At 66.4% G+C, this 16822-nt stretch carries 11 protein-coding genes and 3 pseudogenes; 6 read left to right on the top strand and 8 right to left on the bottom strand.

The features are described 5' to 3' along the window. From G3436_RS01960 to G3436_RS01925, 8 genes and pseudogenes are all read right to left on the bottom strand, one after another. Positions 1 to 1338: DUF4347 domain-containing protein (locus G3436_RS01960; RefSeq protein ID WP_163940724.1), on the bottom strand; the 1338-nt coding region annotated here is incomplete at its 3' end. A gap of 90 nt (positions 1339 to 1428) precedes the next feature. Next, positions 1429 to 2040 (bottom strand): phage tail protein, encoded by a 612-nt coding sequence (locus tag G3436_RS01955; protein WP_243666976.1) that lies wholly within the window; start codon positions 2038 to 2040, stop codon positions 1429 to 1431. A gap of 46 nt (positions 2041 to 2086) precedes the next feature. After that, positions 2087 to 2428 (bottom strand): DUF6916 family protein, encoded by a 342-nt coding sequence (locus G3436_RS01950; RefSeq protein ID WP_163940722.1) that lies wholly within the window; start codon positions 2426 to 2428, stop codon positions 2087 to 2089. After that, positions 2425 to 2922, bottom strand: a complete 498-nt coding sequence (locus G3436_RS01945) for a GNAT family N-acetyltransferase (protein ID WP_163940726.1) — start codon at positions 2920 to 2922, stop codon at positions 2425 to 2427. Before G3436_RS01945 ends, G3436_RS01950 begins: the two co-directional genes overlap by 4 nt. Before the next feature lie 119 nt (positions 2923 to 3041). Then, positions 3042 to 5141 carry a site-2 protease family protein gene (locus G3436_RS01940; RefSeq protein ID WP_338001187.1) on the bottom strand — a complete coding sequence of 700 codons (2100 nt, stop codon included), beginning with the start codon at positions 5139 to 5141 and terminating at the stop codon, positions 3042 to 3044. After that, complete coding sequence (locus tag G3436_RS01935) at positions 5138 to 6457, bottom strand: efflux RND transporter periplasmic adaptor subunit (RefSeq protein ID WP_163940718.1); 1320 nt, start codon at positions 6455 to 6457, stop codon at positions 5138 to 5140. Before G3436_RS01935 ends, G3436_RS01940 begins: the two co-directional genes overlap by 4 nt. After that, positions 6454 to 7219 (bottom strand): annotated as a pseudogene (locus G3436_RS01930) (efflux RND transporter periplasmic adaptor subunit). The gene G3436_RS01935 and the pseudogene G3436_RS01930 overlap by 4 nt, the downstream one beginning before the upstream one ends. A gap of 74 nt (positions 7220 to 7293) precedes the next feature. Then, positions 7294 to 7581 carry a YdcA family protein gene (locus tag G3436_RS01925; RefSeq protein ID WP_420801163.1) on the bottom strand — a complete coding sequence of 96 codons (288 nt, stop codon included), beginning with the start codon at positions 7579 to 7581 and terminating at the stop codon, positions 7294 to 7296. Between the two features lie 678 nt (positions 7582 to 8259). Here G3436_RS01925 and glgA point away from each other — a divergent pair. The 6 genes and pseudogenes from glgA to G3436_RS01900 all read left to right on the top strand — a co-directional run bounded on the left by glgA (position 8260) and on the right by G3436_RS01900 (position 16757). Next, positions 8260 to 9822, top strand: a complete 1563-nt coding sequence (gene glgA, locus G3436_RS01920; protein ID WP_163940714.1) for a glycogen synthase GlgA — start codon at positions 8260 to 8262, stop codon at positions 9820 to 9822. 13 nt (positions 9823 to 9835) lie between these two features. Next, the gene (gene treZ / locus G3436_RS01915; RefSeq protein ID WP_243666975.1) at positions 9836 to 11428 is read left to right on the top strand and encodes a malto-oligosyltrehalose trehalohydrolase; all 1593 of its coding nucleotides are present in this window, start codon (positions 9836 to 9838) and stop codon (positions 11426 to 11428) included. Then, positions 11388 to 11609, top strand: coding sequence for a DUF3459 domain-containing protein (locus G3436_RS27200; protein ID WP_476644165.1), 222 nt, complete (start codon positions 11388 to 11390; stop codon positions 11607 to 11609). The genes treZ and G3436_RS27200 overlap by 41 nt, the downstream gene beginning before the upstream one ends. After that, positions 11602 to 13670 (top strand): annotated as a pseudogene (gene malQ, locus G3436_RS01910) (4-alpha-glucanotransferase). Before G3436_RS27200 ends, malQ begins: the two are co-directional and overlap by 8 nt. Next, positions 13667 to 16471 (top strand): malto-oligosyltrehalose synthase, encoded by a 2805-nt coding sequence (locus G3436_RS01905; protein WP_163940712.1) that lies wholly within the window; start codon positions 13667 to 13669, stop codon positions 16469 to 16471. Before malQ ends, G3436_RS01905 begins: the two are co-directional and overlap by 4 nt. Continuing rightward, positions 16468 to 16757: pseudogene (locus G3436_RS01900) on the top strand (DUF2934 domain-containing protein). The gene G3436_RS01905 and the pseudogene G3436_RS01900 overlap by 4 nt, the downstream one beginning before the upstream one ends. Positions 16758 to 16822: the final 65 nt, after the last annotated feature.

Below are 16822 nucleotides of genomic sequence, written 5' to 3'. Positions count from 1 at the left end.
GTCGCCATCGCCGTCGACGTCGGCAATACGGTACTGGTAGAGGATGAAGTCCGGCAGGTTGATGTTGCGGAACGGCGAGGCGGTGTCGGTGATGTCCAGGTCGGTCATGGTGCCGTTGCCAGTATTCATCATCACCCGCCACGGTGCACCGGTGGTACTGGTGGTCTGGTACAGCAGGTCGGCGGCGCCATCGCCGTTGAAATCGCCAACGATGGTACGGTTGCCGAATTGCGGGCCGCCGGGGATCGTCTCGGCGGAGAACACACCGTTGTTGTTGCGGTACAGGGTCAGTTGCTGAGCGCTGACGGCTGCCACCAGCAAATCGGTGTCGCCATCGCCATCGAAGTCGGCGGCATGGTAGTTGACGCCGTTCGACGCCGACGCGCCCAGGGACAGGCCGGCAAACGGCGAGCCCGACTGGTCAGCCAGGACGGTGATGAAGGTGCCGTCGGCCTGGCCTGCGGCGAAGCGCCACAGGTTGGTGTTGTCCTGGTACAGGATGTCGTCGCGCCCGTCGTTGTTGAAGTCGCCCACTACCATGCGCATCAGGTTGGCGGCGGTGCTGCCCAGGATCGGCGCGGTGGCGACCTGGCCGCCGGTATAAACGACCGCCATCAGGTTGTCGTAGGCCGTCAGGTTGAGCGCGCTGGTCTGGATGCTGCCGCTGCTGCGTTCCAGGCTCCAGTTGCCGCCCAGCGCTGCTGCGCCGGTATCGTCGACCGAGGCGGCGACATCGGCGCCGGTGATGCTGGCCAACTGGTCGAGGAAGGTCTGGCCCTTGTCGCCCTGCCCCACCTTGCAGCCGTAGAGCATCAGGTCGCCGTCGGCCTTGAGCGCGGCGCCAATGCTTTCCAGGGTCGCGCGGTGCTCGGCGAGGTTGTTGCTGGCCAGCCAGAGGTTGCCCATCTGCACCGTGCCGTCCGCGCCGTGAGACAACAGGTGGATGGCGTCCAGGCCTTCGCGGCCCTTGAGGTAGTCGGCCATCTGCTGCAGGCCGTCCTTGTTCGGGTCGAGCACCACGATCTCGGTATTGGCCGGCAGGCCTGCAACCAGCTTGTTGGCATCGCTGACCTGGCCGTCGACGAACACCACTTCATGGCGCTGCGCAGCCTGCCCGCTACTGCCGGATGCGGCCGCCTGGGCCGGGCTTGCCTCGTTGCTGGAGGTGCTGTCCTTGGCCGCGTCGACGGTAGTCTGGGCCGCGGCGTCCTGGGCGACCACGCCCACGGACGCATCGAACATGATTCGCGGCTCCAGCGCCATCAACAACGGAGCCGGGCTGGCCTCGATGGACTGCGACTGGACGGGTTTGCGCGAGAAGCGTTCGATGAATTTCATGCTGCACCTCCTGGTGTGCCCCCGCGTCGTCGGTTGGGACGCCGCGGCCAAAAAAGTGGCGGTGCCCTGAGGCACCGCCGGTTGTCGCTGTTAGTTGCGGCTAGGGAAGACACCCTGCAGCGCAATGATGAAGTTGACCGACAGGTAAGGGTTGAGCAACGAGTACGGAACGCTTTGGCCGCTGATCGAAGTCTGGCCGGTGCCGGCGGCGACCACCGCGGGTGCCGACAGATTGATCTTCGGCGCCGGCTGGCCATTGGCCAAGATGCCACTGTGGTACAGGTTGAAGGTACCGCCCTGGCCGTCGTCCGGGATCGCCAGGTAGCCGTTGGCCAGAGGCGTCGAACTGGTAGCCGGAGCATTGACGACCTGCAGGGTTGCAGCGCCATTGACCGTCAGCGAAACGGTGTGGGCATGCTGGGCCAGGGTCGAAGCCAGCTCGGCCATGGCAATCGCCCCGCCTTTCTGGCCCATTTCGTAGGTCGGCAGGCCAGCGCCGGTGCCGAAGCCGACCGGGATACGGCTACGGAAATCGGGGACAGCGAAGGTGCTCACCCCATCACCGCCAAAGTTGGTGCCCAGCAGCGCGAACAGCGCGGTGTTCTGGTTCAGTGGCAGCATCTGGCCCTGGCACTGCGCCCATCCATAGGGGTTGAAGTTGAACCCCACCATCCTGATTTCACCCAAAAACGGATCAGACATCAGACTCTTCCTTTATGTTGGCTTGCGTGGCTTGGATTTCAGCGAGTCAGGAAGCATCGACCGGAACCTGGCGCCGGCGATGGATGACCGCTTCGAGTACGTGACGACCGTCGGGCTCCGGGGCCACCGGCGTCATCAGCAGTGTCCAGGGCTGCTGGCGCCCCGGCCCAAAGAGGTTGAACACCTCCTGCGGCAGGCTGACGCCATGTGGCAGTACCAACAGCAGCGAATAGCATTCGTGCTCGTCGTTCATCGCCACGCCCTCGTTGACCGTCAGCAGGCTGACCCTCAGCCCCTGCTCGGGGGTGAGCTGCAACACGAAGCCGTCGGCATCGGCATCGCGCAGTTCCTGCAGGCTGGGGATAGCGGCAAGAATCGGTTCGCTCATGAGACTTTCCTTGAGTCGGTGCAGGCATCGCGGCGCAGCTTCAGGTAAACCCCGGAGTCGCCGCAGACGTTGAAGCCCAGCCGACCATACAGCCGCTGTGCCGGGTTATAGGATTCGACGAAAAGCTCTACCTGCAGCCCTTGTTCGTCGGCGCGGCGCAACTGCGCCTCGATCAATGCCGAACCGATACCTTGGCGCTGGAACTCGGGAAGCAGGGTTATATCGATCAAGTTGAGCGTGGTCGGCCCCCAGAACATATAGAGGCGGCCGATGGCCTTACCCCCAAGTTCGATGATCAATAATTCCCCATCGGAATAATGAGCTTGGTAATAAGCGTGCTGAGCGTTGAACTGTTGACTGAGAAAGGCTGCGACCTGCTCGGCAGGCCAACCACTGCGGGACATTTCTTCCTTGCGCGAGCCGGCGTAAAGATGCTCGATGAAAGCCATATCGTCTGAATGCAAGGCACGGAAGGTCACAGCGTCATTCGACATCACTCGATACATCCCTGTACTGAATAAAATTTGCGGACCAACTTTTACTGTGAAAACGTCACGCTTACTTGCATGGCGAATTGACAGCAGATTACTCCAACTGTCCTACAATCGCACGACTAAAATCCACTTTCCCTTACCCCCAGAGCGGCCATCCGTCGCCATGCCGATCCCAGTAGCGACATGGCCTCTCCGTCCAGCACCACAAGGCCTCTCTGCGGGTGCGACACCTGCTCCGGCGCACCGCTTCCAAGTTCGAAACGCACGCCATATTGAGCCTCCAGCGGCTGTGCCCGTTTCTCTTCATCACGACGCACGGCGATCGGTCCGTGGTGGTCCGACACCAGGGCTTCCTGGTCGATGTAAGAGACGCCGTTGGCGTCCACTTCTTCAAGGCTCACCGGCAGCGAATCGCGCAACACGTCATCGGCGACGAAATGCCCGGTGGCGCCCGGCGCCACCCGCCACAGATCGGCCTCGGCCAGGTAACCCCGCAAACGCAAACCGCCTTCGGCGACCTGCGCCAGCGGCAGGTCCACGCCGACCCAGCGGCCCGGCGCGAGGTTATTCGCCAGATCACGCACCACCCCGGCATGCGGCGCCCGCAGGCTCAGGCGCTCGCGCTGGGCAGCCAGGCCACGGTACTCGGCCACCGCCTCGGCCAGGCGCTGCTCGAGAATGCCGCTGTCCGCCGCGGTAGCACTGCGGCTCGACTGACGACGCAGTTGCAGTTGCAGGATCTCGATCTCGCGGCGGGTGATGCTCATGCGCGAGGCGAGGTCCGGAGACTCGAGTTCGACCACTACCTGGTTTTTGGCCACTTGCTGGCCATCTTCAACCAGTACTTGGCGAATGCGTGCCGGGGTCGGCGCATGCAACCCGCTGACCCGCGACGCCTCAAGCATCGCCGGTACTTCCACGCCACTGCGCCAAGGCACCAGCAGCACCGCCAGCAGGGCCAACAGCCCGATACCGAGCACCAGCACCTTGCGCGGCTGGGCCTTGTCGCGGTGTTTCCACCAGTGCTGCCATTCACGCCAGATCGGCAAACCGATGAACCACACCAGTTCGACCATCATCAGGAAAATCCCGAGCACCTTGAAGAACAGGTGATAGACCGCCAGGGCGATCCCGAAAAACAACGCCGCACGCCAGATCCACGAGGCGTAGCCCCAGAACAACAGGCGCTTGCGCAGCCCCGGCGACCAACGCTCGGGCGGCGGCTCGCCATAGCCGAACAGGCGTTCGCGCAGGTGCCAGCGGCACAGGGCGAAGCCGCGGCTCTGCAGGTTGTCGACGCCCCACAGGTCACTGAGCAGGAAGTAACCGTCGAAGCGCATCAGCGGGTTGACGTTGATCGCCACGGTGGTGATCCAGGTGGCGCTGGCCAGCATGAACGCGGCCGTGCGCCCTGCGCCGTCCGGCAGCAACGACCAGGCGAGCAAGGCGATACACGCCAGCAGCAGTTCAGCCAGCACGCCGCCCGCGCCGATCAACAGGCGGGTGCGACGGTCCTGCACGCGCCAGGCATCACTGACGTCGGTGTAGAGCATCGGCAACAGCACCATGAACGCCACGCCCATGCTCGGCACCCGGCACCCGGCGCGCTTGGCCATGTAGGCGTGACCGAATTCGTGGCAGAGCTTGGCGAAACCCAGGGCGATACCGAAGGCCGCCATGCCGCCCAGGCTGAGCAGGTGGGGAAAGGTCGCGAGAAAGCGCTCCCAGTCACGCATCACCAGGAAGAGGCCCAACAGCAACACGGTCGGCAGACCGAAGCGCAGCAGGTTCGGGCCGAAACGCTCCAGCCACGGCCAGGTGCGATTGAGAAAAGCGTCCGGCCGCCACAGCGGAATACGGAAGAACAGGTATTTGTGCAGCACCTGGGTCCACAAGCCCTGACGCTGGCTGGCCGCCTTGGCCGCGTAGCCAGCGCGCTGCTCACTGTCGCTGGCGCTGATCAGGTCATGCCCGCGCAGAAACCGCAGTAGCTCTTCCACGGCCTGCGGCCCGAGCGGCGCACCGGGCTCGGCGTTGGCCGCCTTCAGCACCCGGTTCGGATCGCTCAGCGCCCAATGGCGCAACAGCCGCATGGCCGGTGTGCCGAGTTTGAAATACTTGCCGCGCAGCGGGTCGGCCAGGGTCCATTGCGGTGAGCCGTCGAGCCCTGGCGCACCCGCCGAAAGCTGCAGGTCGGCACGCAGTGCCGGCAACATCACAGGCCCACCGCCTGGCGCAGGGCCGCCAACGGCCGGCGCAGCAGGTACAGGGCCAGCGGCGCCCGGGCACCGAACAGCTTGGCCGTACCGCGCAAGCCGATGCGCGGTGGGGCCTGCTCGAACCGCGCGTCGAGTCGGTAGGCCAGCTGCCCGGCAGCATTGGATTGCGCCTGGTAGGCGGCGCGCTCCAGCGTGGCCGTGTGACGGTTGAGCGGGTCGCTGTCGAGGAACAACGCCACTTCGGCACCGGGCTCCAGGCCGATGGCGTCGGCTACCGGCAACTCGATGCGCAGGTCGGCCTGGGCCGGGTCGGCGATCTCCAGCAGGCGTTCACCGGTGCGTACCGGCTTGCCGGTCCAGCGCTGGGCGTCGGCGAACACGGCGATACCGTCGCGCTCGGCACGCACCTCGGCACGCGCCAGCAGGTCGCGGGCATAGTCGCGTTCGGCGCGCTTCTGCTCCACACGGGCCGCCAGCAGGTCGATACGGGCACTGGATTCACTGTCGGAAAACGCCCGCTGGGTGTTGGCCTTGAGCTCGGCCTCGGCCACGCCCAGGGTGCGCTCGGCCACATCGGCCTGGGCCTTGAGGCTGGTGGCGTCGAAACGCACCAGCACCTGCCCGGCCTGCACCGGCTGGTTGGGCTTGACCAGGAACTCGGCGACCACCCCGTCCAGCGGTGCAGCCACCACCTGGCCGTTGCGCGGCACCACTTCGGCCGGCGCCAGTACTGCCTGGCGCACCGGTACCAACAGCAGCAACAGGGCCGCGCCGGCCAGCGCCCAGCGGGTGCGGGCCGGCCAGCGCAGGCGCCACGGCTTGCCCGGTTGCAAGGCCAGCCAGGCATGGCTGTAACAGTCGCCCAGTTGTGCCAGCAAGGCCTGCTCGGCGTCGCTCCAGGGATTGTCACGGGCCAGCCACACACCGCCGAACACCTCACCGTCACGCCCCTTGAGTGGCAGCCAGAAGGCATACGCCGCCGACAGCGCCTGCCAGTCTTCGCGGCAAGCCTGGTCCATGTCGTCGGGCGGTACCGGGCCGGGCAAGGCGAAGCGCTCGCTGCGCGCCAGGCAGGCGGCGGCACGCTCCACAAAGCCCACGAAAGGGGCGTTCGGCTCCACCACACTGATCGCGGTGAGGGCCTGCACCTTGCCTGTGATCAGCAAGGCAGCGTGGCGAAAGCCGAACAGCGCCTGGCTGTCATTGACCATGCTGAAGCCCAGCGCCTGCACCGACGGCGCCGCGCGCGCCTGGCGCTCCAGCTTCAGGTAGTGCGCCAGCAGTTGCTCGAGCGCCCCGGGCACCTGCGCGTTCATTGCGCGTCTGCGAAGTGCGCGGTACCGCTCATGCCGGCCAGCAGGCCCGGCGTATTGGCCGGCAGGCTGCCGATCAGCAGCAAGGTCTGGCTGCCTTCGTCGATGCGCGCACCCAGGCGCTTGATCACGGCATCGATAGGCGCACCGGTTTCATCCGGCACAAAACTGAACGCCTGCTCGGGCTTGAGCCGGCCCAGCCAGCGCGATGGCACCAGCAGATGGATTTCCAGCGAACGGTTGTCGACGATTTCCAGCAGCGGCGCGCCACTGGCCACGCTTTCGTGGGCCTGCACCTTGCGCGCGACCACCTGGCCATCGAACGGCGCCTTGACCTGACAGCGCTGCACCTGCACCTGGTACACCTGGGCTTCGGCCTGGGCCTGGGCCTGGCGTGCCTCGGCCAGGCTCACTTCGAAGCGGCCGACCGAATTGAGCGCGGCCAGTTGCTGTTTGTTCTGCAGCTCTTCGCGGGCGGCACGCACCGAGGCATTGGCGGCGTTCTGCTGCGCCTGATAGGCACTGCAATCGAACTTGACCAGTACATCGCCCTTGGCAAAGCGCTGCCCTTCGGCATAGGGCACCGCCACCACGCGCCCCGCCAGCTCACTGGCCAGCACCGCCTGGGAGCGCGCCCCGCAACACGCCACGCACCTCGCTGGTGCTGGCACTGCTGTGCGCGTCGAGCAAGGGGTCTGGCGGGGTTTGCGCCTGACACAGACCACTCGCCATCACCAATGCCATCCACCACTGGGCCTGCTTCATTGCGTGCATCCTTGCTGTTACGCATTCATTAGAGGAGTTATCGGTTGCGCTGACGAAAAGCTGAGGGCCGTCCGTCAGCGTCGTCGATAGCTTTTCTGGCCCGAAGGCGTGAGGCAGTACACCCCACCCCGCGGCCCGGTGCAGTAGGCACCCGTGCCACACCCGCAGCCCTGTGCGCGATCGTGCAGCGGCTGCACGGCGGGGCGTGCATGGCGATTGCCAGTGTAGGCCGGGCAACTTCTTTTCGACGCGCTGATGGAGCCGTCGTTACACAGAAAGGCGTCGCCATCACAGCCGGCGATGCCGCCCTTGCGGCCGGAACAGGGGGTGTTGGCGGCCAGGCTGAGGGTGCTCGACAGCATCAGCACCAGGCCCAGGGCAAGCACGCGGATAAGGGCACAGACCATGATGGACACCCGAAAAAAGTGGCCGGATGCTATCAATGTTTGCCAAGCGTTGGAAATAGTCCGTTGGTCGGCCACCCGCATTTTTCTCACCGCGCAGCTGAGGCGAGCGTTGCCCGGGCTGTACGCTGCCAACCCATCACTGCAATGGTGCAAGCTGGCAGTCGATGCACCAGGACGTGTCACGGGTGGCGTTATCGCTGCCTTGGTTCGGGCAGCCTGAGGCCTTCAAACAGTGCACGGGCCGGCAGCTCACCTGGGCAACCACCTGTCGGGGTTGCAGCCGCGGCAGGCCGGCCCAGACACCGCAAACGGCAAAATATGACCAGCGGGTCACATTTTTCCGATATCTCTCCTACACTCTTCAGTCGACCTGATGCCGTCCGGAAAACTCGATTGGAAATAGTCGAAACTTCTGGAAAACCGGCAGGTCAGGAACTAAGTAGGCCAACGATTCTGGTTACCCAGGCGCAGCCCACCCCCCACTCGTCAGAACGCCATCGGCAGGATCGCCGGCTGGCGCAGCGCTTGCACGTTTGCTCGGGGACGCACCAGAACACCTCACACAAGCGAGATTGAGCCACACGCCATAAAAATGGGTGAACACACCCGCTGAACAAAGGGACGGAGAGAAGTATGATCAGTGCCGCTGTCGAACCCCACGTAGAGCATTTCAATCCAGACGCCAGCGCACAGCTTCGCGCTGGCGACATTGTCACGACAGCCAAGGCACCTGCCACCGATTCGCGGCGCAATCCGAACAAACGCAAAGTGCTGTTCGTGACCTCGGAAATTGCCGACCTGGTCAAGACCGGCGGCCTCGGCGACGTGTCCGCCGCCCTGCCCCGCGCCATGCGCCACCTGCACGATGTGCGGGTACTGATCCCCGGTTACCCGCAAGTGCTCGAAAGCGACAACCCGATCCACCTGGTCGGTGAGCTGGGCGGCCATGCCGCGCTGCCGCCGTGCAAGATCGGGCGCATGGACCTGGCCGACGGCCTGGTCATCTATGTATTGATCTGCCCCGAACTGTATCAGCGCGAAGGTACCCCCTACGGCGCCAACAACGGCCGCGACTGGCCCGACAACCATATCCGCTTCGCCCGCCTGGGCCTGGCCGCGGCCGAAATTGCTGCCGGCGAAGGCATGGTGCACTGGAAGCCCGACCTGGTGCACGCCCACGACTGGCCGGCCGGCCTGGCACCGGCCTACATGCACTGGCGCGGCCTGAGCACCCCGACCTTGTTCACCATTCACAACCTTGCCTACCAAGGCGTGGTCAGCCGCGCCTGCTGCCCGGAACTGGCCATCCCCGACCACGCCCTGCAACAGGACGGCATGGAGTTCTACGGCAAGCTGTCGTTTCTCAAGGCAGGCCTGGCCTACTCCAGCCACATCACCACGGTCAGCGCGACCTATGCGCAGGAAATCACCACGCCGTCGTTTGGCTGTGGGCTCGACGGGTTTCTCGACAGCAAGGCCCAGCAAGGCCTGCTCAGCGGCATCCCCAACGGCATTGACGAGAGCTGGGACTCGGCGACCGACAGCCACCTGACGCACCGTTTCAGCATCAACGACTGGCAAGGCAAGGCCGCCAACAGCAGCCAGGTACGCGCGCTGTTCGAACTCGACGCCTCCAGCGGCCCGCTGTTCGCCGTGGTGTCACGGCTGGTGTACCAGAAAGGCCTGGACCTGACCCTGGGGGTGGCCGAATACATCGTCGAGCAAGGCGGCCAGATCGCGATCATCGGGCGCGGCGAGCCGGAGGAAGAACAGGCCATGCGTGAACTGGCGCTGCGCTTTCCCGGCCGTATTGGCGTGCGCATCGGCTTCAACGAAACCGATGCACGGCGCATGTTCGCCGGCAGCGACTTCCTGCTCATGCCCTCGCGCTACGAGCCGTGCGGCCTGAGCCAGATGTATGCACAACGCTTCGGTTCGCTGCCGGTGGCGCGCAACACCGGGGGCCTGGCCGACACCATCGAGAATGGCGTGACCGGCTTTCTGTTCGACGAGTCCTCGGTTGAAAGCTACCGCCAAGCGCTGTCGCGCGCCTTCTATGTGTATGACCAGAAGCACCTGCTCAACGCCATGCGCTGCCTGGCCATGACACAACCGTTCAACTGGTGCCAGGCGGTCGAGCCCTACGCACGCCTGTACGAGGAACTGGTGGAGCGCGCCACGCTCAACGTTGGCTAAGGAGAGTTGCCGTATGCCCTTGAGGTCACAGGAACACGCGACCCACGGGGCCGTGATGCTGGACAGCGACACCACCCGGTTCGCCCTGTGGGCACCGGATGCGCAACAGGTGGAGGTGGAGCGCGCAGACGCTGCGCCCATCCCCATGCAGCGCCGCGACGATGGCTGGTTCGAGCTGAGCCTGGCCTGCCCGGCCGGTACCCGCTATCGCTACCGTATCGACGGCGTGCTGTCGGTGCCCGACCCGGCCTCCCGTGGCCAGCCCGAGGGCGTGCACGGGTACAGCCAGGTGCAGGGCCACGCCTATACCTGGTTGCATCCGCAGTGGCAGGGCCGGCCCTGGCACGAAGCGGTGATCTATGAGGTGCACGTCGGCCTGCTCGGCGGCTACGCCGGGGTGGCCGAGCACCTGCCACGCCTGGCGGCGCTGGGTGTGACGGCGATCGAGCTGATGCCCATCGGGCAGTTCCCCGGCGCGCGCAACTGGGGCTATGACGGCGTGCTGCCGTTCGCCCCCCAGTGCAGCTACGGCAGCCCTCGGCAACTCAAGGCGCTGATCGACCAGGCGCACGGGCTGGGGCTGATGGTGCTGCTGGACGTGGTGTACAACCACTTCGGCCCCGACGGCAATTACCTGCACCGCTATGCCAGCGGCTTCTTTCGCGAGGACCGGCATACGCCATGGGGTGCGGCCATCGATTTCCGGCGCCGCCAGGTGCGCGACTTCTTTATCGAAAACGCCTTGATGTGGCTGCATGACTATCGCTTCGACGGCTTGCGCCTGGACGCGGTGCACGCCATCGACGACCCCGATTTCCTGCACGAGCTGGCGCGCCGCGTGCGCCTGGCCACGCCAGCGGGACGCCAGGTGTGGCTGACCCTGGAGAACGAGCGCAACCAGGCGCACCTGCTCGAAGAAGGCTACGACGCGCAGTGGAACGACGACGGCCACAATGCCTTGCACGTACTGCTCACCGGCGAGCATGAAGGCTATTACGTCGACTACCGTGAAGCGCCGCTGCACAAGCTGGCGCGTTGCCTGAGCCAGGGCTTCGTGTTCCAGGGCGAGCCGGACCGCAACGGCCACCCGCGCGGCGAAGCCAGCGGGCACCTGGCGCCAGGCGCCTTTGTGCTGTTCCTGCAGAACCACGATCAGATCGGCAACCGCGCGCTGGGCGAGCGCCTGCCGCGCCTGTGCGCACCCGCCGCGCTGCGGGCCGCCACGGCACTGCTGTTGCTCGCGCCGATGGTGCCGCTGTTGTTCATGGGGGATGACTGGGGCTGTGAACAGCCATTTCTGTTTTTTCACCGATCATCACGCGGACCTGGCCACGGCGGTACGCGAAGGCCGACGCGCCGAGTTCAAGGCTTTCACCGCCTTTGCCGACCCGGCCAAGCGGGCGCGGATCCCCGACCCGAATGCCGCGCAGACCTTTCTCGACTCGCAGCCACAGTGGGGCAGCACCAGCGACAGCAGCGTGTTGCTGTATCGCCACCTGCTGCACCTGCGCCATCACCACATCATCCCGCGCCTGCCAGGCACCCATGCACTCGGCGCGCAGGTGGTGGGCGACAGGGCGCTGAGCGCGCGCTGGCGGCTGGGTGACGGCAGCGAACTGCGTATTGACCTCAACCTCGGCGAGCAGCCGCTGGTGTGTGCCCTGCCCAACCGCGAACACCGCCTGTTTGAAAGTGTCGACCTTGCGCAGGGTGACGCTGTACTGCCGCCGCTGAGCAGTATCGTCAGCCTGACCCCGCCAGCTTGTGTGGAGCCTCTACATGCCTGACCTGCCTTTGCTGCAACTGGCCGAACGTGCGGGCCTGGCCGTCGACTGGGTCGATGCCAACGGCCGCCCGCAACGTGTCAGCGAGCCCGTGCTGCGACGGGTACTGGCCGGCCTCGGCCACCCGGCAGCCGATGACACGGCCATCGCCAACAGCCTCAAAGCCCTGGAAAAAGCCCATGACGCCCGGCATCTGCCGCCCCTGCTGACGGTCGACCAGTATCAGCCGCTGGACCTGGCCCTGTACTTTGCTGCCCATAGCCGCTGCGAGGCGCAGTTGGAGGACGGCAGCCGGCAGACCCTGCAGCTCGATGGCGCTGCGGCGCTGCCAGCGGGGCTGCCCGTGGGCTATCACCAGTTGCATATCGATGCCAGCGCCTTCACCCTGGCCGTCGCACCCGCACGTTGCTACAGCCTGGCCGATGCCCTCGACACGCCACACCCGCGTGGCTGGGGCGTCAGCGCGCAGGTCTACAGCTTGCGCCGGCCGGGCGACGGCGGCTTCGGCGATTGCCTGGCACTCGAAGCGCTGGCGCGCAGCGCGCCGAACGCGGTGCCGATGCGCTGGCCATCAGCCCGTTGCACGCGATGTTTACCCGCAACCATCCCAGCTACAGCCCCTACTCGCCTTCCAGCCGGCTGTTCTTCAACAGCCTGTACGCCAGCCCGCAAGCGCTGCTGGGTGAGCGGACAGTGCGCATCGCACTGGATGCCCTGCAGCTGCAAGCCCCGCTCGAGCAGCTTGAACAGCTGCCGCTGATCGACTGGCCGCAGGCGGCCAAGGCCCGCCAGCAATTGCTGCAGGCGCTGTATCAGGACTTCATCCAGGGCCAGCATCCGGCGCGCGCGACTTCGACAGTTTTCGCCAGGCCGGTGGCCAGGCCCTGGAAGACCACTGCCGTTTCGAGGCACTGCTCGATGCCGCCGCAGAACGTGGTGAAAGCCAGGACTGGCGCCAGTGGCCGGCCGCCTGGCACGACTCGCGCAGCGCCGAGATTGCCGCGTTTGCCGCCGAGCATCACGTGCAGGTCAGCTTCTACGTGTTCTGCCAGTGGCTGATAGCGCGCAGCCTGGAGCGCGCCCAGAGTGCCGCGCGCGGCAGCGGCATGGCGGTGGGCCTGATCGCCGACCTGGCGGTGGGCGCCGATGGCGCCGGCAGCCAGGCCTGGAGCCGTCAGGACGAACTGCTGGCCGACCTGCACGTGGGCGCGCCGCCCGACATCCTCAACCGCGCCGGGCAAAGCTGGGGCATCTGCGCGTTTTCGCCCGAAGGCTTGCGCCGCAATGGCTACCGCGCGTTCATCGAGATGCTGCGGGCCAACTTCGCCCACGCCGCGGGTTGCGCATCGACCACGTCATGGGGCTGCAACGCCTGTGGCTGATCCCCCAGGGCGCGCCGCCCAGCGAAGGCGCCTACCTGCACTATCCGCTGGACGACCTGTTGCGCCTGCTGGCCCTCGAGTCGGTGCGCCACCAGGCCATCGTACTGGGCGAAGACCTGGGCACGGTACCGCACGGGCTGCGTGAAAAGCTTGCGGCACGGGCCATCCTGGCATGCGCGTATTGCTGTTCGAGCAAGACCCGCCCGGCCACTTCAGGCCGATCCTCGACTGGCCGGACTCGGCCCTGGCCACCACCAGCACCCACGACCTACCGCCGCTGGCCGGTTGGCTGCAGGCCCGTGATATCGACTGGAACCACCGCCTGGCGCTGATCGACGCGATCACCGAGCGACACTGGCGCGACAGCCGTCATCAGGAAATCCAGGGCCTGCGGCGCCTGCTGCACGGCAACTACGGCGGCGCACTCGGGGGCAGCACCGAACTGATCGATGCCAGCCTGCGCCTGCTCGGCCACACCCGCGCACCGCTGGTGCTGATCCCGCTGGAAGACCTGCTGGGCGTGGACGAACAACCCAACCTCCCCGGCACCATTGACAGCCACCCCAACTGGCGCCGCCGTTTCGCCCTGCCCGCCGACCGCCTGCTGGACCACAGCGATGCGGCGCGGCGCCTGGAACTGCTGGCGCACGCCCGCGAACAAGCATTCGAGCGTGACCGATGAACAGCCTGACTGCCACCTTGCGCCTGCAGTTTCATGCCGACTTCAGCCTTGATGCTGCGGTGCCGCTGGTGCCTTATTTTGCGCGCCTGGGTATCAGCCATGTGTACGCCTCGCCACTGTTGCAGGCACGCCCCGGCTCACGCCACGGCTACGACGTGGTCGACCCGACCCGGGTCAGCCCGGAGCTGGGCGGTGAAGCGGCGCTGCAACGCCTGGTTGCCGCCCTGCGCCAGCACGGCATGGGCCTGATCCTCGATATCGTGTCCAACCACATGGCCGTGGGCGGTGCCGGCAACCCCTGGTGGCAAGACCTGTTGGCCTGGGGCCGGCGCAGCCCCTATGCCGAATTCTTCGACATCCAGTGGCACTCGCCCGACCCGTTGCTCGAAGGCCAGCTGCTGCTGCCGTTCCTGGCCAGCGACTACGGCGCGGTGCTGCAGGCCGGCGAGATCCCGCTGCGCTTGGACGCCTTGCACGGGTACTTGCATATCGAACACCACGACCACCGTTTTCCCATCAGCCCGCCCGACTACGCGCACGTTCTGTGTGCCAGCGGCCACCCGGAACTGAGCGAGCTGGGCGCGCGGTTTGCCGCCCTGCAGGGCCAGCGCCAGGGGCCGGCTAAGGCTGGCGAACTGCATCAGGCGCTGGCCACAGCAGCGCGTCAGGCCCAGGTTGCCGGCGCCATCGAGCAGGCGCTGGCACAGTTCGACGCCACCACTGCACCAGGCTTTGAGCGCCTGCATCAGTTGCTTGAGCAACAGCATTACCGCCTGGCCAGCTGGCGCACCGCCGGTGACGACATCAACTGGCGGCGTTTTTTCGACGTCAATGAGCTGGGTGGCCTGCGCGTGGAGCGCCCGGCGGTGTTCGAGGCCACCCATGCCAAGGTGTTCGAACTGATCGAGCGGGGCCTGGTGGATGGCCTGCGCATCGACCACATCGACGGGCTGGCCGACCCACGCGGCTACTGCCGCAAGTTGCGGCGCAGGGTCGACGGCCTGTTGGCACAACGCCCACTGAGTGCAGCCGTGGAGCACTTCCCGATCTACGTGGAAAAAATCCTTGGCCCCGGCGAGCGCCTGCACCCGGACTGGCAGGTGGACGGCAGCACCGGCTACGAATTCATGAACCAGGTCTCGCTGCTGCAGCACGACCCGGACGGCGCAGCCGAACTCACCGCGCTGTGGCACGACCTCAGCGAGCGCCCGGCGTTTAGCGAAGAACTGCGCCTGGCCCGTCAACTGGTGCTCAATGCAAGCCTGGCCGGGGACTTCGAATCGGTCGCGCAGGCGCTGCTGCAGGTGGCGCGCAACGACATCATGAGCCGCGACCTGACCCTGGGCGCCATCCGGCGCGCGCTGCAGGCACTGGTAGAGCACTACCCGGTGTACCGCACCTATATCAACGCCTGTGGGCGGCCGGCGGCCGACGAGGTGTTCTTCCAGCAGGCCCTGGCCAATGCCCGCTCAAGCCTGGGCGAGGCCGACTGGCCGTTGCTTGATTACCTGCAACGCTGGCTGGGCGGCGAGCCGTGGCGCAACCTGCCCCCCGGGCGGGCGCGCAAGCAGTTGCGCCATGCCTGCGTACGCTTTCAGCAACTGACCTCGCCCACCGCCGCCAAGGCCGTCGAAGACACTGCCTTCTATCGCTCTGCAGTGCTGCTGTCACGCAATGACGTAGGCTTTGACGCCGAACGGTTCAGCGCGCCGGTCGAGGCCTTCCACGCCAGTTGCCAGCAGCGCCTGCAGGACTTTCCCGACAACCTGCTGGCCACCGCCACCCACGACCACAAGCGCGGCGAGGACTGCCGCGCGCGCCTGGCGGTGATCAGCGAGCGCAGCCATTGGTTCGCCCAGCGTGTCGAACACTGGCGCGAGCTGGCGTCGCCGCTGCGCAGCACACTCATCGACGGCGAGGCGCCCAGCCCCGGCGACGAACTGCTGCTGTACCAGACCCTGCTCGGCAGCTGGCCGCTGACGCTGCGCTGCGACGACGGGCCGGGCCTGCATGCGTATGCCGAACGCCTGCGCCAATGGCAGCGCAAAGCGCTGCGCGAAGCCAAGCTGCGCAGCAGCTGGAGCGCCCCCAACGCGGCCTATGAACAGGCCTGCGCGGGCTTCATCGACGCCCTGCTGCTGGAGCCGCAATGCCAGCAACTGCGCCAGTCGCTGGCCGACGCGGCGCACGCACTGGCCTGCCCCGGTGCGCTCAACGGGCTGGTGCAGAGCCTGTTGCGCATGACCGTGCCGGGCATTCCCGACCTGTACCAGGGCAACGAATACTGGGACCTGAGCCTGGTCGACCCGGACAACCGCCGCGCCGTGGACTTTGCCACGCGGCGCCTGGCCCTGGATGACAGCCAGGGGCCGGCCGAACTGCTGGAGCACTGGCGCGACGGGCGGGTCAAGCAGGCCATGATCGCCCAGGTGCTGGAGCAACGCCGAGCCTACCCACAGCTGTTTCGCCATGGCCTCTATCAGCCCCTGGAAGTGCGCGGCAAACACGCCGCACACGTGCTCGCCTTTGCCCGTGTGGGCGAGGCGCAGCGTGCCGTGGTGCTGGTGCCACGGCTGGCGGCGGGGCTGCTGGGCACTACCGCGCAACCCCTGATCCCGGCACAGAACTGGGACGATACACGTGTGCTGCTGCCGTTCGCCTTGCGCACTGCCAATTGCACGGGACTTTTCGCCCAGGGTGCAGTCACAACCTCTAACGAGCTGTGGCTGAGCACTGCGCTCAAAGCCTTCCCCGTCAATCTCTTCATTGAACAGACTGAGCTATCAGGAGCGTCGAGATGAGTGTTGAGGAAAAACGTATCCGCGAATTCGCCTACCAGATCTGGGAGTCGGAAGGTCAACCCGAAGGCCAGGAGGCGCGCCATTGGGAGATGGCGCGCAAACTGCCGAAGCCGAGGCGCTGGCGCCCAAGGCCGCCCCGCGCAAACCGCGCACAACGCCGCCCGCAGCGGCGACCGGCAAAGCCAAGCCGGCGGCTGCGGCGCCCAAGGCCAAGCCACCGGCACCCGCCGCCAAGGCCGACGCTGCAAAGAAACCCCGTACACCCAAGAAACCCGCGACGCCCTGAGCGGCGTCGCCTCGCCGTACCCGACCCGGCCAGGGGCAGCGCAATGCCGCCCCGGTGCCGGGGAA

It is taken from the genome of Pseudomonas brassicae, from assembly GCF_010671725.1.
Lineage (GTDB): Bacteria > Pseudomonadota > Gammaproteobacteria > Pseudomonadales > Pseudomonadaceae > Aquipseudomonas > Aquipseudomonas brassicae.
This window is presented reverse-complemented; position numbering and strand designations above follow the sequence as displayed.

Bases quoted from the DNA above. Each gene is read 5' to 3' on its own strand.
- G3436_RS01925 (WP_420801163.1), bottom strand. From the start codon at position 7,581: ATGCTGTCGAGCACCCTCAGCCTGGCCGCCAACACCCCCTGTTCCGGC.
- G3436_RS01935 (WP_163940718.1), bottom strand. From the start codon at position 6,457: ATGAACGCGCAGGTGCCCGGGGCGCTCGAGCAACTGCTGGCGCACTAC.
- G3436_RS01905 (WP_163940712.1), top strand. From the start codon at position 13,667: ATGAACAGCCTGACTGCCACCTTGCGCCTGCAGTTTCATGCCGACTTC.
- G3436_RS01950 (WP_163940722.1), bottom strand. From the start codon at position 2,428: ATGAGCGAACCGATTCTTGCCGCTATCCCCAGCCTGCAGGAACTGCGC.
- glgA (WP_163940714.1), top strand. From the start codon at position 8,260: ATGATCAGTGCCGCTGTCGAACCCCACGTAGAGCATTTCAATCCAGAC.
- treZ (WP_243666975.1), top strand. From the start codon at position 9,836: ATGCCCTTGAGGTCACAGGAACACGCGACCCACGGGGCCGTGATGCTG.
- G3436_RS01955 (WP_243666976.1), bottom strand. From the start codon at position 2,040: ATGTCTGATCCGTTTTTGGGTGAAATCAGGATGGTGGGGTTCAACTTC.
- G3436_RS01945 (WP_163940726.1), bottom strand. From the start codon at position 2,922: ATGTCGAATGACGCTGTGACCTTCCGTGCCTTGCATTCAGACGATATG.